Here is a 21561-nt window from a genome sequence, read left to right on the forward strand (position 1 = left end):
TCGTTTACAAAATGAGATTTTCATTTACAAAGAGAGACTCTTGGGTTACAAACGGGACTCTCGCTCTACATTTCACCTTCTATAATCGGCATGAGAAAAAATGCCACTGCAAATACAAGGATAATGCTGCAGAAGGTTCCCACTACTTTCACAAGTCCGGGAGTTCGATACTGTTCGATCATATAATTAAAGAATCCGTCAACACCCGGATGCATTACGATGCAGATTACAAACCAGGCTGCCGCTACGATTCCGCATACCAGACCGCTCTTTTTGTAAAAAGCTCCTTTTTCATCCTCTGGTACTCTTCTGATTACTTTTGCAAAAACATATCCTAAAAATACATAACTCAGATATGGAAAAAAGCAGAAGCTTGTCTCACCTTTTCCCCCAAAGGTCATATCCAGAAGCCAGTTAAGTGCCTGATTATCAGAAACCAGCAGTTTGGTAAAAGGTGTTACGATTCCCACTATCAATGCACTTATTATGTAACCGCCAAGTTTTACATTAAATTTCCTGTACAAAGCAAGTACAAGGTAGCACATACCGGATATGAAAAAGATATTCACAAATGTAAGCATGAAATACCGACTTGCTTCAAATACTTCCCTGCTGCCTGCCACTTCCCCTGTAATGGAATTTCTTATGGCGTAACTGACCGTCATGACTGCCGCATAGCACAAATTGCTTATGCCTTGGTAAATCAACAGTTTTATACCGTTTCTGACCATGTCCTTTGGCTGGGAATGACGTGTAAAAACACTTCCAAAACCCATGGTAAACAGATATAAGCAGGCTCCGGTAGGCATAAACAGGGCAAACATAATTTTATGTACACTTGACTCTGCCGCTGCTGCACCTGCAATTGTCTGAAAGGAATGTATAAATACAATCATGATCATCAGAAAGCCTTTTACCAGGTCAAGCTCTCTCTGGCGTCCAGTATTTACTTCTTTTTCTTTTAAAGAAAACATATTTCTTCCCCTTTTCCTTAATTTGTTCAAATATTATCTAAAAGTGCAATGTTTTTTGGATACTCCATATTAGAATATAAGTTCAGCTGCAGCTGCAATATCCTGTTATACTCATCACATCCAGGCTCAAGGACTCTTCTCTGCTCATACAAGTCGTGGTCTTCCTTGCTCATTTTCACATCAAAGCTTTCCTTTGTATGAAACTGGATTTCAATTCGGTAGTTGCGCGGATTTTTAAATTTGGTATTCACGCCATTGTATGGAAAACCGTCATTGGTCCAATAATTTTTTAATGCATAAATTTTCCAGTTTTTCTCAGACAAAGCCGTTATAACAGAACGGATCTGTTCTACATAATCTTCCGGATCCAGTATGATCGTATAACGGACTACATCCGCCAGCGAATCAAAGAAGGATTTCTCTACTCTCTGATAAAGCTTATTGTACAAGGATTTCGGTGATTTCACTCTGTACTCTAATCCTTCCAGTACGGCTTTGTTGGTTTTCGCGAACTCTACAAGGAATTTGGTTGTCTCGAATTCTGTGGATAAATAATCGGCATAAAACACTCTTTCCTCAGGAGAAAGCTTCTGAAACAGTTCCCTGTCCTCATCTGTCCATGATTCTTCGATTTCTTTGTTCAGATAGATTTTTTCAGCTGTTTCCGCTGACGGAAGGCGGTGAAGCTCTATGGAAGCAATAGAAAAAAAATCAAAACTGTGGTCTGACCGATTAGACAGACTACTGACAATTTTCCCAAAATTATCAATAATTAAATTTACCTTCCGCTCAATCAGTGTATAAGCCGAATCCGAACCGCCTGCTTCTATCACCAGTTTGCCATCTTTTACCTTAATACTTCTTACCACGTTTCTTTCAACAAATCCAACGATTTCTTCGGAATTATATTTGTCGAACTTGTCATAGCTCAAATCAATATTTGCATTTTTTAATTCTGCCAGCTGATTTCCAACAGCTAACACAGCCGCCAGTTCCTTCAGACTGATAACATTTTGATTGTTCAACACCAAAGCTTCTTCTAACTGAACAGGTGCTGTACCATTTCCACCGATAAAGTGAAGCATACGGATTATGGCATATTTATGCAGATCTGATGGAAATTCAAATATATCACCGTATTCTTCCAACAGGCATGCACTGAACAAAACATGATATTTACTCATAACCGGAAAGAACGTAAGCTCTTCTGCCTGCTTCTGAATTCCAAGCTTGTCTACATATCTATTCATAATTTCCTGATTTAAGCCAAATCCAATATGTGCAAATAACGCTGCGGACAAAAGGCAGTAGCACTCATCTTCATTCAGATTTTCCAGTTTCTGCTTATCCATTATCATATCACAAAATTCTGCAATATCGATAAAATGCATTATAGAATAATCAGAAATATTAGGATATAACTTTTTATATTTTTCCAGCATTCTCTGGACAACTGTACAGTTATCCCGGTAGTTCCCATATAATTTTTTTGATTTTGCTAATAAAATTTCCGAACATTTATTAACTATCATTTGGTTTATTCTCCAGTCTCTTTTCCCTGTTCTCCTTCGTTTGCCTCTTTAATTAGGATAATGGCACAGAGTTATTCGTTTCTTATCCAGCTTAATTACCTCAAGATTACTTACCGTTTCAAAATAATCATTCATATTCCGAATATTCTTTTGTCATTTAAAATCATATCGAACCACAGCACAGTTTTTTACTCCAAATGCAGCATATTCCTCATTTGTCATATCCGTAAAATAGGACTGTACCACTCTGGCGATTCCGTTATGAGCAACCAGGATGTAGGTCTTTTTATCGGACTCTGCTTTTATTTCATCAAGAAGATTATAGATTCTCTGCGCCAGCCTGAGTGTGGATTCTCCGCCTTCATGACTGCATGCAAAAAACTCCTTTGCTTTCTTGAAATCCTTCCCATCCCGGGGAGTGGACTCCCATTTTCCAAAATTCTGCTCAATCAGCCTTGGTTCCACCCTGTATGGAATTCCTGTCATTTCCGAAATCAACCTGGCAGTATCCGCTGCCCTGCTAAGCGGAGAGCAGAGGATTTCATCTGCCTTAACCCCCTCTGTAAGAATCTTCTGTCCCGTCTCCTTTGCCTGCTCGCGTCCATATTCTGTAAGCGGACTGTCTGTAGCCCCGCAAATTTTGTTCTCAACATTCCACACGGTCTGCCCGTGCCGGATGAAATAGAAATGTCCCATGGTGGGTTCCTCCCGTTATTTTCTTCTCATAATCCTGGTTATATTTCTCGGTAAGCGTCTTTACCTCTGCTTCTGTAAATCCAATATAAGGTGCAAAATTCCTAGAGCATGTTTAAAAAGGCTTTCTGCAAGATGTGCGTCACAATCGTCCAATAAAATAATGGGTTCGTCATTTTCATTAACAGTTTTTATTACAGCTGCAACTACTCTAACTGTTTTCATAAGTTCCTTGTTGAAACGTAAATATGCATCTTCTTTAGTAATTTCAGACATTTAATCCCATTTCATAACGTATATCAATTTAAGGTTCCAATATCCTCAACTTTAATATAGTTTAAGATAGTAGGCGCAGCATCCCATCCCCTTAAATAACTTATTTCAGAATTATACACACATTTTTCTATTTTTCCCTTTAGTTCTTCAATATCATTTACGCCAAATAATACCTCCATTTTTTTACAATATCTACGTGACTTCATTCTTTCCCATTCTAGCCCTTTATTTTCAACATAAATATAACATGTAGGAAACCAACAAGTGCCATACCAAATTCGCTCATTTTTAGGAAGATCATAGGCATTACAAACCTGATATAAAAATAAATCTGCTTCTGCAATTGCTTCTGCCGTATATATCGGAAATTTTTCTCTTTGACTGCAAATAATATTGCCAACTAAAGTATACTTATCTTTCATTTGAGACATTGGCTTATAATGTTCTTCAATGACAAAACTATGATGTCTAAATGTTGTATAATTAGTTTGTTTAATTTCTCCACCAAAAAGACTGTTCTCTAAAAAATATGTATATGTTAGCAATATATTTATTGCCTCATAGTCTTTAATATGACGTAAATAAGCAATAACACAGATGAACAATTCCCACAAAAGAATTTTATATACATCCAAATCATTCTTATTTGCAGAATATGCCTGTGGATTAAATGTTTTTACACAAGTTAATTTGTTATATAAGTACTCAAAAGATTCTGCAAGCGTCTCCGCATAATTGCTTTCGGTTTCGGCAATCGTTTCTACAAATTCCAAATATATATCACGTACTGTTTTTGTATTTAGGAAATTATTATATGCTTCTTCTGGTTTTACATTACAAATATAATAAGATTTTAAAACCTCAATATATGCTTCTTGAAATCTTGCTATGCAGCTCTTTCGTTTAATTGATGTATTACCTCCTCTGATTTGACGAATCAAATCTTTTACTGGAAAAAAATTAGTCTTTTCCTCATCCAACCATTCTGGTTTCTTTCCAAGAGGTGGTTTTACAAACTGAGGTTTTTCATATATATTTCGAAGAAGTTTCTCATATTCTTCCTCATATTTTTCCGGATTCGAAAGATCAATATATATTCTGGTTTTTATATAAGTTGGTACATATTCCTTTCCCTCTTCATCTCGCTCTGCAATAATTGGGATGAACTTTTCTTGTCTTGCATTTCCGTACACTTCACTGGAAATAATTACTGTTTCATCTCCTACACCTCCAGTACGGTCATTTGCTTTCTGTGCGTATGCTTTATCACAAATTATGAGTACTTTTGTAATACTCGAATCATTAACACACCTTTCCATAAATTCATATTTATCATTTCCCTCTTTCAAATCCCATTTGTCAAGGACGACATCTACCCCATGGAAAACCAATCTGTTCGCAAGCTCAAGTACAAGTGCATCACTACTCCATGAATATGATATAAATATTTTGGGAATTTTATCAATCTGCAATGTCAGCACCTCCAAATTTAACCTTCATCATTATCACAAATAATCACATCAAATATTGCCTCTTCCACTGTTTTAACACACTCATCCGTATATTTCTTTATATCTTCTCCCCAAAATCGGATAACAGTCCATCCTTCATAGTTTAACTTTTTATTTATCTCGTCGTCTCGCTCCATGTTACGTGATATTTTCTTAATCCAGAATTCACTGTTATTACTATTCTTTAATTTCAATTCTAACTTTTCCCAATCTTTTCCATGGAAAAATTCTCCATCGCAGAATATCGCAATCTTATATTTTGTCAACGCAATATCTGGACTTCCAGGTAATTTTTTGTAATTTTTCCGATACCGATAACCTTTATTCCATAAGGCTTTTCTTAATATAACTTCTATCCTGGTATCTTTTCCGCGAATATTTTTCATATTCTTATGCCGCTGTTCTTTTGTTAAAACATCAGTCACAAAATCACCTCAACAATCAGCTTTCAATTAACTTCGCCAATTTTTCTATTTCATTCATTTCCTGCCGGACATTTATACTCATTAAAGATTTAACATCAATGAGAATTCCCTGTATTTTCTGATATTCTTCTGAATTATCCTTCCAATTACTTATTGCTTCTCCTATTTTAAGCATCTGGGAATTATCTGGACATTTCCTTTTCAACGAATCAAAAGGCATAAGAAATGCATTATACACCCTCATGTTATCTCCATGTTTTTTCTTAAATTTTTTCTCAGTAGCTACATACTCCCCATATGTAATCTGTTTATTAATTGATGTTGATTCAGGAAGATCCCTGGTATTTCCAGTTACTCCGTATTTATAATACTTTGCATCAAGAATGTACACATTTGTTCCACTTATCATAATCGTATCTGGTTCAAGAGAAGCATTTTCATGTTTCGTCTTATCAATCCACCATGAAGTCTTCGGAAAATAATCAGCTTTATTTTCTATACCAAATACTTTATCAATCATTTTTTCCCAGACATATTCAAAGCGATAAGTTCCGTATCTATAAGTCTTGTCAGAATTTCTATCTCCCTCAAAATCAATAATTGCCAACATATGTCTAAACAATATGCGATTTTTATCATTATATGTATTTGCAAGCTTTTCTTTAAGAACCGAACGGAAGATTCTGTCCCGCTTTATAATTCGTGGTTTTTCTGGCATTATTCTGGTAAAAAGCCATCCCATTTGTTCAAAACTCTCATACACACAATACTCATGTATTAATGTAATCAGTTCATTTTCTTTAACACGATCGTTCTTTGTTACAAAATCCAGATAAAATACATCTGTACCCTGTACATAAGACTTCTGAGTTTTTATTGTTCTGTTCCAATTTATTTTTCCTTTTTTAGCAACTTTATATGAAACTTCCTGTTCTTTATAATAACCTCTTGCAAAAAAATCTTTTATAAGATATAAATATGACTGCAACGGAAATTCCATTTCATCAAAAGCATTTCCTTGTCTAAGAACATCTGATTCCTTTCGCTTTGTATTAGCCGAAAGTGTTGTAAATAGTAACATAATGTCCTTGCGAAGTTCATTGTCGTCTTCAGATATATGATAACCTATCGGAAAGTTGATACTAATATCGCCATCACTACATCTCAATCCAACAAATGTATCCTTTTCACAATTAGAATTCACTCTGCACTTGCTTCTTATATCAACTTTCCTCAAAAAATCACCACCTACTTTTCATCATTTTCTATATTTCGCTGCTTCATTTTTAAAAGCATCTTCTCATAGACTTCTGTTCTCAATACAGATTCCAATTTATCAGCTTCACTTGTTTCATACTTACTAACCACATCCTCCAGAGATTTACAGCTCTCATTAAATATTACTGTCGGATCCATTCTAAAAGCATTATCCCATAGATGTTTAAGCACTTTTTCAGAGAACTTATCTGCATCCAATTCTTTTTTCTTTGCAAAATATATTCCCAAACACTTATCTGCAGAGCTTACCATGTCAGTATTACTATCAATAATCATATCGTTAATTACAGTAGCAAAGGTCCCCCAACTTACTTTTGTACCATCAATCATATCTTTTGAATGTTCAGATTTTTCAAAATTATTCTCTATCTGTCTTGTACTCCATCTTCGCAAGAACGCAGTATCCAGTGTAAACACATTCTGATCAGCCGTATTCATTGTTGCCAGAATGTTCATATTGGAAGGAATCCTTACCGGGTGATTTTCATCCCCATATACCTCTTTTGCAACATCATAATTTGAAATTCCATATTCACTCTCCCCAACTTCTTCTGCAGGAAATTCATCCTCATCTTTTCGATCCAGTAACTGAAATATCTCTCCAAATATTGCAGGTGCATTGCCACGATTTAATTCTTCTATAACAAGATAATAATGATTACTGGGATCTTCTTGTGCTTTCTTTAACATTCTGGTAAATGGTCCTGGTGTAAACACATATTTTAACTTCTCATTGCCGTCTTTATCTTTTTCCACTCTCGGCAATATCTGCCCCACAAAATCTGAGTATGTATAATCGGGATGAAAAACAACCCTTTCCATCATTTTTTCATCATTACAATATTTTGTTTTTATTTCATGGCTTTTACCAGATCCTGGGACTCCATACAAAAGTATATTTTCTGCTCCTGTTTTTCTCTCGCCAAAAACTTCTTTTTCTTCTTTTATCGCATTCTCATCTGAAATATAAATACCATATGAATTCTGTTCAAGACATCTGTATATATTCAAAGCCTTTTGTAATTCTGTAGAGTATGATTCATTTATTCCAGCAGCTTTAACTATATCCAATGATTTGAATGCCTTTTGAATAATGTTTTTTCCGTACTTTATTCCGAAAATATGGATAGAAGCCACTTGCATTTTATTTTCTGCATTACTATACATTTCTTTAAGAATGTTTCCTAATTCCGAGATTGTAAAATTTCTATTTTCAACTTTGGAATCTTTAATTTTAATATATTTCTTTATATCAACTTTCGTATTAGTCGGTAATTTGTAAAATTTGTTGTTTAGCACAGAAAGATGATACTCTCCATTATTTTCATCAGCTGCTCTTATTCCAATACAATCATAACTCAACCTCTCTTTATGTTTCAAGATCACCAGAAAGTCTCCGGTGTGTAACAACTTTCTAAACTTAACAAAATCCACATCATCACTAGTAATCAATGAAAGTTGTACTTGATCTGCCTGTTCTTTTCTCCTACTTCTTACCACGCTTGCACAAACACAACTTTTTTTATTTTCGTCAAAAATGATTCCGCTTTTCTCATCAGCCTCTAAATATGAAATATTGTCCTGGTAAATGTAAAGTGGGATCTGTGTTATAAAATATTTTTTTAACTGTTCATCTTTTTCACTATAATCGCAGTTAAAATAACCATCAGCCATGAGATACGGGAACATATTCATCTGTTCTCCAGATATTGCTATGTGTGTCTGATTAGTTGTTCTCCCCTCATCCAGGGTATTAGACGCTTCCAGTCTTTTTACCAGTATTCCATCATATTCGTTTGCAGAACACTGTGGAATTATATTCTTTATTACTCTTATTGCTTCTACAAAATTCATCAAGCATTACCGCCTTTCATATAGCCTTTTATCACTTGTGCTATTGCCCTTCCCAAAAGTGGCGGAACAGAATTTCCTATCTGCATATATGTCTTCGTATATGCCCCTCTGAAAAAATAATCATCAGGATAAGACTGTACTCTTGCCGCTTCTCTTGGCGTTAATCCTCTTGCCTGGGTAGGATGTATATACATATTGCAGTCAAATTTCATATGCGCAGTTATCGTTTTACAAACCTTATCATTTTCCAGTTTAAAATATTTATCCTTAAAAATTCCATTTCTTCTGGCATAAGGCATGATATCTGCTATTTTAGGGTCATCTGAACGATCTCCCGGTTCCATTCGTCCAAAAATTTCAATATCCCTGTCATTGTTGTATCTGGCCTTATGATTTGAAACCACATCAATTACTCTGCCTTGATTAATATAAGAAATATAATCATTTGTTTCAGTACAATAATTCTTTTCTATTTTGTATCCACTTTCTATCGAGCCGCTTTCTGTAGAGTTTTTCACTCTTGAAGCTTCCAATTTCCTAAGTCCAAATAAAGCATCACCCAGATTATATTCCGGTATCTTTTCGCTAAGTTCAAATATCTCATTGAAGATTTTCTCATTATCAATTCCAAGACAATTACCTATATATATTAGTCTTTCACGATTTTGAGGCACTCCGAAATTCTTTGCATTTAGTATATGGCACTCTACAGAGTACCCGATTGCACGGAAATCATCTTTTACCTGTTCTGCTACAGATTGCATCCCTTTGACATTTTCCATGACAAAAAATTTAGGCTGAACTTTTTTTACTGCTTCAACATAACTTTTATAAAGATGATTTCTCGGATCGTCTATCAGCCTCTGTCTGTTAGCCATACTAAATCCCTGGCAAGGTGGTCCACCAATAACAATGTCAGCACTTCTTCCATCCAGCAATTCATCAAGCTCGTTTACCACATCTTTTATGTTTCCCAATATAATATGGTCTCTGGGTGTCTCCGGATGGTTATGTGCATATGTATCCACACAACAATCCTGGATATCATTTGCCAAGGTAGTAACAAATCCTTCCTGTGTAAATCCTAACGACAACCCACCTGCTCCGCAAAACAAATCTATCATCTTTAGTGAATCATCATTAACATTTTTTCTGGCGTTCTCAATATAAGTATTACAATATTTGCTTACAGGACATTCATAACACTGCTGTACATTTTCATTACATATAACGGATAATCTTCTGAATGCAGTCATAACTTCTGCATCGTTCTTTACCTCGTCCTTATATAATCTGGCCCTTGCATTAAGGAAGTCCTCTTTTACAGTTTTCGTTACTCTTTCAATACAAATTTCTATATTTTCCTGCTCTTTACTATCAAGTCCTGCTTTTACAAACGCAGTAAACTCACATTTATCGTTTTTGTATTCCATATCAGTCTACCCACTCTCCAAGATTTATAAATGTACTCTTTACCGATTGGGCAACAGCTCTTGACACATTAACTGTAACTGCATTCCCAAATTGCTTATACGCCTGGCTGTCAGACACTGGAATCACAAAAGAATCTTCAAATCCCTGCAATCTTGCACACTCGCGCGGCGTAAGTCTTCTTATCTTTCCCTTTTGTGTGACATAATTATCCTGACATGCTCTGTGCATCTTCGCCATAGTTGCACATAAAGGTCTTGCAATCTCAAGATCTATTTCTGATTTTGCTTTATATCCACCAGTTCCATTAGATAATATTGTGGGTAATATTCTATCTGACAAAAAATACTTATTATCAACTTCCGGCTCTAATAAATCCTGTAAAGTTTTTTTAAGTTTTTCTTTTTGCGGAAATATGAATTTTGCATTCTGGTTGTCAAAACACACTATGTAAGTTCTATTTCTTGTCTGTGGTATTCCATAGTCGGCTGAATTTAATATATCACAAAACACATTATATCCGAGCACGTCTTGTAATACTCTGTGTATTTCTTTATATGTTTTTCCATTATTATGAGTCCGTAAAGAGCGGACATTTTCAAGAATAATCGCTTTCGGCTTCTTTCCTCTTTTAATTTTATCATCCACTATTTCTGCTATTCTAAAAAACAAGGTTCCTCTTGTGTCCTCAAAACCTTTTTGTTGTCCCATCATACTAAAGGGCTGGCAGGGAAATCCCCCTATAAGAATATCACAGTCTGGTATAATTTCTAATGGAATTTCATTTATATCTCCTAAAACAATATGATCACCAAAATTAGCCTTATATGTCTGTACCGCGTACTTATCAAAATCATTTGCCCAGACAATATTATAACCGGTATCTGCAAAACCTTTATCAAGTCCTCCAAGTCCGCTGAAGAGTGATACAACATTCATCTATTCTTCCTCCCCAAGCTTATTATTTTTTATGTACTCTCTGATCCATAACCCAATTTCTACAGAAGCAGTTTTTCCTTCTTTACGCAATAATGTCATAAATTCATCTTTTACTGTCGGTTCAATTGATATTTCTATTTTTGCAGTTTTTATTCTTCCTGCAGGTCTTCCGCAATTATTTTTCTTTATATTCGTCATTAAAATTTCCTCCATTTAATATAGGTATTATATAATGTTTTTATCAGGGTGTAAATAGATTCTTTTATATAATTTTCTGTATACACTTTTCATCTTGTTTGCTATAATATATACAAAATTAAAGAAGGGAATATATGCACATGTATAAATTAATTATTGATCTATTAAATAATTTTCTAAATTATATACATATTCCAGATACTCCACTTAATCCAGATGTTTTCCAGGGTGTATTTGTGAAGAAGCTTTCCAATCAGAATATTATAAAAGAGAAACGAAGAATCAGCGCCAATAATACTATTCTAAAAGTCAACCAGACACATATAGATGTCACAGGAGAACAGGCGAAATTATTTTTCTTTGAAGGTCTGAGTAATACTACAACTCCTCCTCAGAGTATTGACATAGATTTATATGATAATAATTTGAGCTATCTTTGTGCTATCAACAATCCTTTAAGCCGTCTCTCTTCAGATGGAAACACATATTTTTTTCGCCATTCAATTGATGTGCCACCTTATCTATCAAATTGGGATTTAACCCTTCACAGTTCTGCATACAAAAAATACGGACACAAGGGCACGCAAGTTCAGATTAATATACCAGATTCGAAAGAATCCTTTACTTTACTCCAAAGATATGCCTTCCAGGACGATGCTCTTGTCATGCTGAGATATGATTATTTGCGCTACCTTGCCATACTCATCCCCTCAGAGTTGTGCAATCACCTATATTCTATTACTGACACACATGGTTCTCATAATATAAACTTTGCAGTACTAAATCCTTCATATAATTCAGCATTAGCAATTCAATTACAACATCAAATCATTTCAAAAGATGTCATGTATGACGATGCTAAAACAATTGCATTGCAAAATACCCTTAATAATACCCCGAATGCTGGAACAGATATTGAAAGAATTGTAAAAACACGCGTTTCACAAGGCTCCTTTCGAAGACTACTTCTTCTTGAACGTCATCACTGCAACCTTTGCAATATTTCCACAACATCGGTATTACGTGCAAGTCACATTAAAGAATGGTCTGAATCTTCCAGAGAAGAACGTATAGATGCAAATAACGGTTTACTTTTATGTGCTAATCATGATGCTTTATTTGACCGCCACCTAATATCATTTAATCCTGATACTGGAAATATATGTATCTCAGAATCAATTGACAATGAACAGCGAAAAGCACTAAGTATTTCAGAATCAACACAGCTTTCTATGGGTGAACGCATGAAATCATATATGCGTATACACTATAAAAAATTTATAGATAAAGAAAATCAATAGTTTCATTATTGCGAGATGTAACCACATACATCTCGCAATATTAATTTGTTTACAACACTCCCTGCTTCCACATTTCTTCCGCCACACACACATATTCCTTACTATTCTCCAAAATCCCTATTTTCTCTTCCCATGTAAGATTTCTCTTAATCTTCGCAGGACTTCCCATTACCAGGGAACCTTCTGGGATGATGGTGTTTTTGGTGACGAGGCTTCCGGCTCCGATGATGCAGTCGCTACCAATTTTTGCGCCGTCAAGAATTATGGCACCCATTCCAATTAAAGTGCGGTCGCCGATTGTGCAGCTATGGATTACAGCATTGTGACCGATTGTGACATTATTCCCAATATAGACTGGCAGGCCTCGGCTGACGTGGATCGTGCAGTTTTCCTGGATGTTGGTTTCCTCGCCGATTGCGATTGGCGCGTCATCTCCGCGGATTACGCTGTAGTATAGCACGCAGCTGTCGCGACCGATTGTTACATCACCGATGATTACGGACTGCTTCGCAATTTTTGCCGTTTTGTCTATTTTTACATTCTTATAGTTCATTTGTTGTTCCCCGATCTGATGATATTTTATGGAATGAATATCAATCTATTTTCATTAATAGTAACATACAAAAAAAAGATTGTATATTCTTTCATTAATATACAACCTCTCAATTTCAATTCACAAGTTACTATTCGCTCTTGATCAGCAGCACGCTTCGCAAAGCATAGAAGTTCATTCACATGATTCTGCGCCGAAATTCTCGTTTTTACTGTGAACTTTATTCACCTAAAACGCTTCTCAGAACGTTAACAATAAGCAGTAACTTACTTGTTTCTTTTTCCCTTACCTAAACAATATCCCTGCTACTTTCTCCAGTTCCCGTCGTTCTTCCACATCATCATAGGACTTCTCCCTGTCGTCTAGTCCTTTCACCACATTTATTGAAAAAAGCCCGTCTTTGTTACAGTAGAAGAAAATTCTCTTCACACCGTTGATTTTAAACCTAGCTTCAGCATTTCCTTCTGGGTAGAGTTTAACCATTTGCATGCGGTCTGAGGATGCAGCTGCGATAAAGGAAATGTAATGTTTTTTCGTCATATCATGATCAATGCAGACGAAGTATTCGGCTTCTACTTTTTCGATAAAAATTTTATGATTCTCGTCAGTTTCTTCTGGGACAGCGGGCGCCAACTGCACGCCGTGGCAATGTATGACAGCTTCGCCCATGGTATGGATCACATTGCCGCATACAGGGTAGACGTAAAATTTTGAGCGGAGCATGTTGGCTGACACATTTGCATTACTCACGGTACTGCCAGAGATCAGTTCTGTGACAGATATGGAAAAAGCGTCTGCAATTGGCTCCAGCAGCGTAATATCCGGATAGCCTTTTCCAGTTTCCCATTTGGAAATTGTTTTGTCTGTGACTCCCAGCTTATCAGCAAGCTGTAATTGTGTCATTTTGTTTCTTTCACGTAATTCTTTAATTATGGTTCCTGTAACATATTGGTTCATAATATCTACCTCCATGTGCAGATTCTATAACAAATTTGACTTTTTGAGTACCTACGCAAAGTAAAGTTTCCTACGCTGATAAACTTCTTTCTTATAATTATTGATTTTTTATGTTCATAAAAATTAACAAAAGTACGCTGTTTTATCAATTTTTATTTACTTTATAAGCTTGACATTTTTATTTACTTTATAAGCAAAACTTTCTCCTCAACCAGATTTTTTATATTTGATTAAGGAGACTAATTTTCGTTTATAGGCAACGCCAAACTTATTTTTCTTCCAAAAACTTTTCTATTTTATCCCAATATACTTCCATCGTCTCATCCCCGCCACAATATATCTCATGCTTCGTCCCGGGCATGTAGACATATTCACAGGGAGCTACACCGCGCTTTCTGATTTTCGCTGCGAATTTCTGAAGTGCGCGGACGGATATGAAATCGTCTTTTTCGGCCTGGAAAATGAGCAGAGGAGACCGGAGTTTCTTCCAGCCGTGGTATCTTAAATACCAGCTCATTTTTATGGCTGCTTTCAGCCAGCCATAGGATGGTGCACAGGTCTGGAGAAACTGTTTTTCTTTTCTCAGGTCGTTGTACCTTGCAAATTTAGATTCGGAGGTGCCAGCGCTGGTTTGGAAGGTATCGGTTCCGTCGTAGGGTTTCTGGCCTAAGACATAGGACTCTTCCTTTCCCAAAAGGCATTCTGCATTGGCGATCAGTACGGTCAACGGCCAGGGCACACCTCCGGTGAGCGGTTTGATCATAGGCGAGCTTAATATCACTTTATGAAAAAGAGTGGGTTCCCAGGCTGCGGCGATTACGCCGATTGCACCGCCCATGGAGTGGGCCAAAAGGTTCACGGGCAGCTTCGGGTATGCCCTTTTGATTTCGTGGCATACTTTCAAAAAATCCCTTACATACCGCTTCCAGATATCAATATGTACCAATGAAGGATCTGCTGTCAGGCGGTAGCTTTGGCCGTGTCCCATATGTTCTGGCATGTATACGTGATAGCCAGCCTGTAAAAAATAGTAAATCATCTCCTCATATTTTGGCGCACCTTCTGTGAAGCCGTGGCTGATTACAACCACCCCTTTTGGATCATCTGCCAGATAACGTTTCACATGGATTTTTCCTATAATTCCATTTTTCTCATGGTAAATGTCTTCTGCTCCTGGAATGTACCCCTCTCGGCAATGAGCCTTTAAATAAGGTTCCACCTCATTTTTCATAGTATCTAAATATTCGTTTTCCTGTATTATTTTCATTCCAAAACTCCTCTTACAAGCAGCTTATAAAATCATAAAAAACAATCATCACGATTCACACATTCCTGATAACACAACTTATTCAAAAGTATCTTTGAAAAAGGCGTGCTGCGACATGTGTGTTACAATTTACGAAGGGCTTAATACTTTATTACTATCCCCCAATAATCCCATTAATCTTCTTCTCATTATAAAACACCAGAATAATTCCGCCCACCATACAAAACACCGCTGCGCCAAAGGCTGCGATTCTATAACCAGTTCCCTCTCCTGCTCCAATCGTAGAAACAGCAGTAAAGATCAGCATGGAAAGACTCTGGCCCAGTTTGAATGCAAAGGTTCTTGCCGCATAAAACATTCCTTCCCTGTTGCTTCCGGATGTGATGGAATCACTCTGGGCGATATCTGCCACAACCGCCTGGGGCAAAATTCCGAAAATCGCCATCGGCAGCGCTGCCACCACCGTCAGGATCAATCCCTGTACGGTTTCCGGAATAAAGCTCATTTTTCCCATAAATCCTGTATAGAAATAAGCCAAACTGAATACAGCAAATGCAAATAGAATCATCTTTTTCTTACCCAGTTTCGGGGTAAGCTTATTTACCGGAATGTAAAATACCAAAGACAATGCTGTCATCCCCACAAAATACAGGGTTGTCATCGTCTCCGGCAGCTTCAGAAGGCTGGTCACAAAGAAAGGCAGACCTGTCTGAAACATGGTAAGGGCGATCCAGTAAAAAATATCGGAGCCCACAAATTTACAAAATTCTCCATTCTTAAACGTAGCAGTCAGGGAGCGAAAAGCAGACTCTTTTGCTGGAACTGTGTCCACGTAATCCTTTTCCCGAATGCAAAATACCGGTATCAGCATGCAGATAAATGCCACCACTGCCATCAGCGTGAAGGTGACACGGATGGCGCCAACACGTCCAAATGCCGGGATAAATGCACCCCAGATAGTTGGTGCCAGGTATGCAACTGCAGTTCCTGCAATGAATGTAAAGGAAATCACCGTAGAAATGTTAAGCCGCTCCTGCTGGGTATGTCCCAGCTCCGGGATCAAGGCATTATACGGTGTGCAATAAGCTGTAATGGAAAGGTAATAGGCCAGAACCATCACCAGCAAAAACGCTGCATTGAGCCAGCTTTTCTCATTAATCGGGGACCAGAACACTAACACTGTGGAAAGTGCCAGAGGCAGGGACGCCCATTTCAGGAACGGAATTCGCCGTCCATTTTTGGACGTACACCGGTCTGACCAGGACGCGATCATAGGATCTGTGAAAGCATCAAAAATTCTTCCGAAGGCTGTGATTCCTCCGATAATGGTGAAAATGCCAAGCACCACCAGTCCCTGGGGAATAAATACAGTCTGCCCCTGGCTGATGGCGGTTTCATCTGGCTGATAAAAATACACAAGCCAGTTTGAAATGATTCCGGACAACATTGCCCATCCAAACTGACCTGCTGCAAACTGCCAGATTTTTGCTGTTGTAAGTTTCTTCATCACGCACTTACCTCCTGCTTCTTTATATAATGATAGTATCATTTTTGTGCCCGCTTCACAATATACGAATCATTACTATTGCACAATTTTCACAGAATTTATTACTGTTTTATAGGTAATAATTTACTTGCAAGTGTTTGAAAAAGGCTTTCTGCAAGATGTGCGTCACAATTTGTGGAAGATTTTATCCGGATGAGGGCGCCATAGCGGGCAGCAACCGAATTCGGGTAGAATATACCGCAAAGTGGGCGTGCAGATTGCGGATTTTATTCAGCATTCCACAGCCACTTTAATTACGCCATCTCTCTTATTTTCAAAGAGCTCATACGCTTCCTCAATTCTGCAGAGCAGATAGGTATGTGTGAGCACAGGCTTAGGCTTCTCCATTCACTGTCTGCCATCCGGAACTTTCATGGTAAATATAAAAGCAAGTGAACTAAGCAGCAGCATATAAGGATACAGCAGCATTGGAAGTATATCAAATGCACTGACCACTTCTCCTAAACTGGCTGCAGCAGAAACAGCAACCAGCATTTGCGCTCCGTACGGTAAAATACCCTGAAAAATACAGGAAAATGTATCCAGGATAGAAGCAGCTTTTCTGGCGCTGATACCGTAATCCTTTGACATTTCTTTTGCAATCGGGTTCGCCATAACGATCGCAACTGTATTATTGGCAGTTGCAATATCCATTAGCCCAACTAACAGTCCCATTCCCAGGAGCCCGCCTTTTTTTCCTTTAAACACTTTCTTTATCCAGTATAATAAAGCGGAAAATCCACCATACTCCTTGATCAGGGCACAGATTGCAGCTACCAGAATCGCAACCATACTGGTTTCAAACATCCCGGCAGCACCGGTTCCCATATTTCCGATCAGGTCTGTGGGTGCTATCATTCCTGTTGCAATCATAATAACTGAGCCACTTAGAATACCTGTAATCAGCACGAAAAATACATTAAATCCGATGATTCCACCTATAAGAACCAGAATATAAGGAATGATCTGTATTAAATCATATTTTTCTTCGATGAATCCACCATTATAATTTTTAACAGACAAAACCAGCAGAATAATAATGCTGGCAATAGCAGCTGGCAGTGCAATAAAGAAATTCTCCTTAAATTTATCTTTCATTTCACAGCCTTGTCCATTACATGCAGCAATGGTTGTGTCTGATATAAATGACAGATTATCTCCAAACATGGCGCCGCTCATGACGGAACCAATACAAACCGGCAGTGCAAATCCGGATACTCTTGCTACTGCAACTCCAATTGGAACGATCAGCGTAATTGTTCCTACAGAGGTACCCATTGCAAGAGAAACAAAACAGCTGACCACAAAAAGCACAACAACTGCAAACTGAGGCGGAACCAGTGACAAAATAAAATATGCAACACTGTTTGCGGATGTTCTTCCGACTATACCTACAAAAATACCTGACAGCATAAAAATTATGATCATTGTAATAATGTTAGGATCACTGATTCCAATCCCCATAACTTCCAGCTTATCATTCAATTTAAGCTCGCGGTTCTGTATACAGGCAACAAGTAATGCAACCAGAAATATTACAACAACGGGGATTTTATAAAATCCCATCTCGATATCCAGGCCATACTCAAATAATATGCCAAGCCCCAGATACAAAACAACAAACACTACTATAGGAAGCAGTGCTTTTCCATTTCTTTTTTCATTTTTCCTCATCCTACATTTTTCTCCTTCTTCGTTATAGTACTAATAGTACCATTTTTGTGCCGGCTTCACAATAGCACGTCAACTGGATATTTTACATAAAAAGTCCCGGCAGGCTTCTGCTTCTGAGCGCTCAAACTCAGGTAGTATGAAACCTGCCGGGAAGTTTTATTTTCATCAACCGAAAAACTACAGCTTGCTAATAATCTGTCTCTTATATTCCAAAAATTCTTCTGACAATGCAAAATCCGCTGCCCTGGGTTTTCTCTCCTGGATCACGATCTCATCTTTGATGGTTCCCGGAGTTCCGTTCAGGATGTAAATCCGGTCGGACAAAAGAATGGCCTCGTCAATATCATGGGTGATAAACAAGGTAGACAGATCAATATGCTGCATAACTTCCAGATACCATTTATGCACGCTGGCCTTTGTCAATGTATCCAGTGCACTGAAAGGCTCATCCAGAAGGGCAACTCCGCTGGAACTTAAATAGGTTCGAAGCAAAGCCGCACGCTGACGCATACCACCGGACAGCTGGCTTGGATACTGATACTGGGTGCCTTCCAGACCAAATTCTGCAAAAAGCGGATTGGCCTTTTCCCTGGCTTCTGCTTTCTTCACGCCTTTCAGTACAAGGGGAAGTGCTACATTGTCGATCACTTTCTTGTGGGGAAGGAGAAGATCCTTCTGCAGCATGTAACTGATGCTTCCAGGTGTGGAAGTCACATCCTGATCTTTCAGATAGACCTTTCCTTCATCAGGTGGGATAATACCGGAAAGCACATTGAACAATGTGGTCTTTCCGGAACCGCTGACTCCCAGAAGGGAAACCAGTTCCCCCTGCTCCAGATAAATGGAAATGTCCTCCAAAACTTTTTTTTCACCGTATGTTTTTGAAATATGTTCTGCTCGTAAAATTACTTTATTTTGTTCTGATGACATATTCGTTCCTTATACACAGTGCTACTTCTATAACCAGTTCCATTTTCCGCAAAAATCGGGGTAAATTTTCCTGACAGAATAGCTCTATGCGTTAATTTCTTTCTCTTTCATTCCTTACTGTGGAAGATACTCGTTAGAAAATCCGACTCCAGTAAGATCCTTGTCGCAAAGCTGGTTCTCATACAGCCATTTGTAGAATGCATTCCATCTGTCTGCATCAATTACGCCCCAGCTTTCTGCATCGTCAATGTATTTTGTGGAAAGGAATTCCTGACTCTTCTTTACAAGATCTTCAGCATCCTTCAGAGAGCCTGTATTATCGCCGTCAATGAGGATCTGTGCTGCCTCATCCGGATTCTCTGCTGCAAACTCATATCCCTTTGCAGTTGCTTCCATAAATGCTTTCGCCTGATCCGGATTCTCAGCAAGATAGTCGTTATTTGCAATGATAACCGGTGTGTAGTAGTCAAATACAGGGTTGATATCAGAGAATGCAAAATAGTCGCAGTCTACACCTTCTACGTCAGCATTGATTCCGCCCCAGCCCTGGAATACCCAGATGGCATCCGTCTGATTGGCAGCAAGTGCTGCTGGCTCATCTGTAATATCATTAGGGATCAGGGTAACCTGGCTGAAATCTCCGCCTTCGCCGTTTACAACATTTTCCAGCATAGCAAGCTCGATTGGAGAATCCCATGTGGAATAGGTTTTTCCGGTAAGTCCGGCTGGTTTGTCAATTCCGTCACCTTTTCGGGAAAGGATTCCGGAGGTATTGTGCTGAATGATTCCTGCAACTGCTGTGATTCCAAGAGGCTCGTCAAGTGCAAGGGAAGCAGCCATGGTATCCTGAGCCTCGATCGCAAACTGAGCCTGACCTGCTGCGCACATAAGGGCTGCACCATTTTCCGGTGGCTGAACGATTTCCACATCAAGACCAGCTTCTTCGTAGTAGCCTTTTGCCTGTGCTACATAAAGTCCGGTGTGGTTGGTATTCGGTGTCCAGTCCAGGCAGAATGTGATTTTCTCCTGTGCACCATCTTCTGCGTATACACCGGTAGGAACTGCAAGCACCATAGCTGCCGCTGCAACTGGTGCGATTACTTTTTTCAAATTCTTATTCATGATTTTTCTCCTTTTCTACCTGCAGCCATGGCATTGTGATCCGGCTGACAATATTTACTGCCAGAAGAAGTAAAAGACTGATGATCACAATGAAGATAATGACTGCAAACATTTTATCAAAAGAATATGCTTTTTTTACACGGGTCATATAAACACCAAGTCCGTTAAATCCACCCAGCCACTCAGAAACAACTGCTCCTACAACTGCGTAGGAAGCAGATATTTTCAGCCCGGAAAAAAACTGGGGCAAAGCACCTGGAAATTTCACATGGCGGAAAATCTGTGCCCGGCTGGCTCCCATGGCCTTCATCAGACGAATGGCATCCGGATCCACACTTTTATATCCATCCAGCAGTCCGATTGTAATTGGGAAAAAAGTGGTGATCACAACCAGAGTGATCTTCGGTGCCATTCCAAATCCCATCCAAAGCACCAGAATTGGCGCAATGGCAATGGTCGGTATGGTCTGTGTAATGATCATGATCGGATAAAATGCCTGATCCATTACACGGAACCGATCCATCATAGTTGCAAACACAAATGCCAGCGCGATTCCAATGAGAAGTCCGTAAAAGGATTCCAGCAAAGTGAATTTCGCATGGAAAAGTATGGTTGGCAGATCGCCAAACAGGGCTGTCAGCACTGCTACCGGAGATGGAAGCATGTAGGAGGGAACAATTCCCGAAATGCTTACCACTTCCCAGCCAAGCAGAATCACGGCCATGGCTGCAATTGAAGGGATCTTACTGGTGATGTTTGGTAACTTTCTTTTCAATGGTAAGTACATCCCCTTCTGGTTTGTATGCAATTTTAACATATACGCTCATAGCCTTGCAGCCTGCGCGCTCAGCTACATGCTGACACTCTTTTACAATGTCCATCAGCTGGTCATAATCACCTTCAATGGTGGTCTCAAATGGTCCTACATAATAGTTCAGACCAGTGGATCTGATGTAGGCGATTACCTCGTCTACAATGCGGATAACTTCCTCTTCATCCTGTACATTTGGCAGTACCTGAATTGCTACACTTGCGTTCATTTTCTTTTCCTCCTATTTTCTGTCCCATAAACAGGACTTTGTAATAAAAATCGAATAAGA

At 38.4% G+C, this 21561-nt stretch carries 23 protein-coding genes; 2 read left to right on the forward strand and 21 right to left on the reverse strand.

Annotation, left to right across the window (positions count from 1 at the left end; genetic code table 11):
* Positions 1-65: 65 nt before the first annotated feature.
* From AB5170_RS16500 to AB5170_RS16550, 11 genes are all read right to left on the reverse strand, one after another.
* Positions 66-974, reverse strand: coding sequence for a heparan-alpha-glucosaminide N-acetyltransferase domain-containing protein (locus AB5170_RS16500; RefSeq protein WP_368361640.1), 909 nt, complete (start codon positions 972-974; stop codon positions 66-68).
* 26 nt (positions 975-1000) lie between these two features.
* On the reverse strand, positions 1001-2506 hold the full coding sequence (locus tag AB5170_RS16505; protein WP_368361639.1) for a hypothetical protein: 1506 nt from the start codon (positions 2504-2506) through the stop codon (positions 1001-1003).
* Between the two features lie 153 nt (positions 2507-2659).
* Entirely contained in the window at positions 2660-3202 is a 543-nt protein-coding gene (locus tag AB5170_RS16510; protein WP_187566389.1) for a histidine phosphatase family protein, read from the reverse strand.
* 60 nt (positions 3203-3262) lie between these two features.
* Entirely contained in the window at positions 3263-3475 is a 213-nt protein-coding gene (locus AB5170_RS16515) for a hypothetical protein (protein WP_173735510.1), read from the reverse strand.
* Positions 3476-3498: 23 nt separating this feature from the next.
* A complete protein-coding gene (locus AB5170_RS16520; protein ID WP_202031460.1) occupies positions 3499-4947 on the reverse strand; it encodes a toll/interleukin-1 receptor domain-containing protein in 1449 nt (482 codons plus the stop codon).
* 17 nt (positions 4948-4964) lie between these two features.
* Positions 4965-5411, reverse strand: coding sequence for a very short patch repair endonuclease (locus AB5170_RS16525; RefSeq protein WP_173715610.1), 447 nt, complete (start codon positions 5409-5411; stop codon positions 4965-4967).
* A 16-nt stretch (positions 5412-5427) separates the two neighbouring features.
* The gene (locus tag AB5170_RS16530; RefSeq protein WP_173771611.1) at positions 5428-6648 is read right to left on the reverse strand and encodes an LlaJI family restriction endonuclease; all 1221 of its coding nucleotides are present in this window, start codon (positions 6646-6648) and stop codon (positions 5428-5430) included.
* Positions 6649-6659: 11 nt separating this feature from the next.
* A complete protein-coding gene (locus AB5170_RS16535) occupies positions 6660-8543 on the reverse strand; it encodes an McrB family protein (protein ID WP_368361638.1) in 1884 nt (627 codons plus the stop codon).
* A complete protein-coding gene (locus tag AB5170_RS16540) occupies positions 8543-9976 on the reverse strand; it encodes a DNA cytosine methyltransferase (RefSeq protein WP_173715612.1) in 1434 nt (477 codons plus the stop codon). The genes AB5170_RS16535 and AB5170_RS16540 overlap by 1 nt, the downstream gene beginning before the upstream one ends.
* A 1-nt stretch (position 9977) precedes the next feature.
* Positions 9978-10913, reverse strand: coding sequence for a DNA cytosine methyltransferase (locus AB5170_RS16545; RefSeq protein ID WP_173715613.1), 936 nt, complete (start codon positions 10911-10913; stop codon positions 9978-9980).
* A complete protein-coding gene (locus AB5170_RS16550) occupies positions 10914-11111 on the reverse strand; it encodes an antitoxin (RefSeq protein WP_173715614.1) in 198 nt (65 codons plus the stop codon).
* Positions 11112-11251: 140 nt separating this feature from the next.
* Here AB5170_RS16550 and AB5170_RS16555 point away from each other — a divergent pair, with 140 nt between their 5' ends.
* Positions 11252-12412: an HNH endonuclease gene (locus AB5170_RS16555; protein WP_173735507.1), complete on the forward strand. Its 1161-nt coding sequence runs from the start codon at positions 11252-11254 to the stop codon at positions 12410-12412.
* Positions 12413-12461: 49 nt separating this feature from the next.
* Here the strand turns inward: AB5170_RS16555 and AB5170_RS16560 are convergent, their stop codons facing one another.
* The 5 genes from AB5170_RS16560 to AB5170_RS16580 all read right to left on the reverse strand — a co-directional run bounded on the left by AB5170_RS16560 (position 12462) and on the right by AB5170_RS16580 (position 16890).
* Complete coding sequence (locus AB5170_RS16560) at positions 12462-12965, reverse strand: gamma carbonic anhydrase family protein (protein WP_195590333.1); 504 nt, start codon at positions 12963-12965, stop codon at positions 12462-12464.
* 285 nt (positions 12966-13250) lie between these two features.
* Positions 13251-13922, reverse strand: a complete 672-nt coding sequence (locus AB5170_RS16565; protein ID WP_368361637.1) for a helix-turn-helix domain-containing protein — start codon at positions 13920-13922, stop codon at positions 13251-13253.
* A gap of 268 nt (positions 13923-14190) precedes the next feature.
* Positions 14191-15189, reverse strand: coding sequence for an alpha/beta hydrolase (locus AB5170_RS16570; RefSeq protein ID WP_195590334.1), 999 nt, complete (start codon positions 15187-15189; stop codon positions 14191-14193).
* A gap of 154 nt (positions 15190-15343) precedes the next feature.
* The gene (locus tag AB5170_RS16575; RefSeq protein WP_195590335.1) at positions 15344-16696 is read right to left on the reverse strand and encodes an MFS transporter; all 1353 of its coding nucleotides are present in this window, start codon (positions 16694-16696) and stop codon (positions 15344-15346) included.
* 101 nt (positions 16697-16797) lie between these two features.
* Complete coding sequence (locus AB5170_RS16580; protein WP_319017140.1) at positions 16798-16890, reverse strand: DUF6783 domain-containing protein; 93 nt, start codon at positions 16888-16890, stop codon at positions 16798-16800.
* Between AB5170_RS16580 and AB5170_RS16585 the strand changes: the two genes are divergently transcribed.
* Positions 16855-16989: a DUF6783 domain-containing protein gene (locus AB5170_RS16585; RefSeq protein WP_306467771.1), complete on the forward strand. Its 135-nt coding sequence runs from the start codon at positions 16855-16857 to the stop codon at positions 16987-16989. The genes AB5170_RS16580 and AB5170_RS16585 overlap by 36 nt on opposite strands.
* Before the next feature lie 94 nt (positions 16990-17083).
* Here the strand turns inward: AB5170_RS16585 and AB5170_RS16590 are convergent, their stop codons facing one another.
* The 5 genes from AB5170_RS16590 to AB5170_RS16610 form a co-directional block, all read right to left on the reverse strand.
* On the reverse strand, positions 17084-18409 hold the full coding sequence (locus AB5170_RS16590; protein ID WP_118583870.1) for a Na+/H+ antiporter NhaC family protein: 1326 nt from the start codon (positions 18407-18409) through the stop codon (positions 17084-17086).
* A 177-nt stretch (positions 18410-18586) separates the two neighbouring features.
* Positions 18587-19339 (reverse strand): ABC transporter ATP-binding protein, encoded by a 753-nt coding sequence (locus AB5170_RS16595; protein WP_195409783.1) that lies wholly within the window; start codon positions 19337-19339, stop codon positions 18587-18589.
* Positions 19340-19453: 114 nt separating this feature from the next.
* The gene (locus tag AB5170_RS16600; RefSeq protein ID WP_173773955.1) at positions 19454-20461 is read right to left on the reverse strand and encodes an ABC transporter substrate-binding protein; all 1008 of its coding nucleotides are present in this window, start codon (positions 20459-20461) and stop codon (positions 19454-19456) included.
* The gene (locus tag AB5170_RS16605; protein WP_148462485.1) at positions 20454-21236 is read right to left on the reverse strand and encodes an ABC transporter permease; all 783 of its coding nucleotides are present in this window, start codon (positions 21234-21236) and stop codon (positions 20454-20456) included. The genes AB5170_RS16600 and AB5170_RS16605 overlap by 8 nt, the downstream gene beginning before the upstream one ends.
* Entirely contained in the window at positions 21205-21501 is a 297-nt protein-coding gene (locus tag AB5170_RS16610) for a thiamine-binding protein (RefSeq protein ID WP_118583864.1), read from the reverse strand. The genes AB5170_RS16605 and AB5170_RS16610 overlap by 32 nt, the downstream gene beginning before the upstream one ends.
* Between the last annotated feature and the right edge of the window lie 60 nt (positions 21502-21561).

This window comes from Ruminococcus sp. RTP21484sp1_RTP21281st1_A8_RTP21281_210402 (assembly GCF_040914025.1).
GTDB classification, from domain to species: domain Bacteria; phylum Bacillota; class Clostridia; order Lachnospirales; family Lachnospiraceae; genus Blautia_A; species Blautia_A faecis.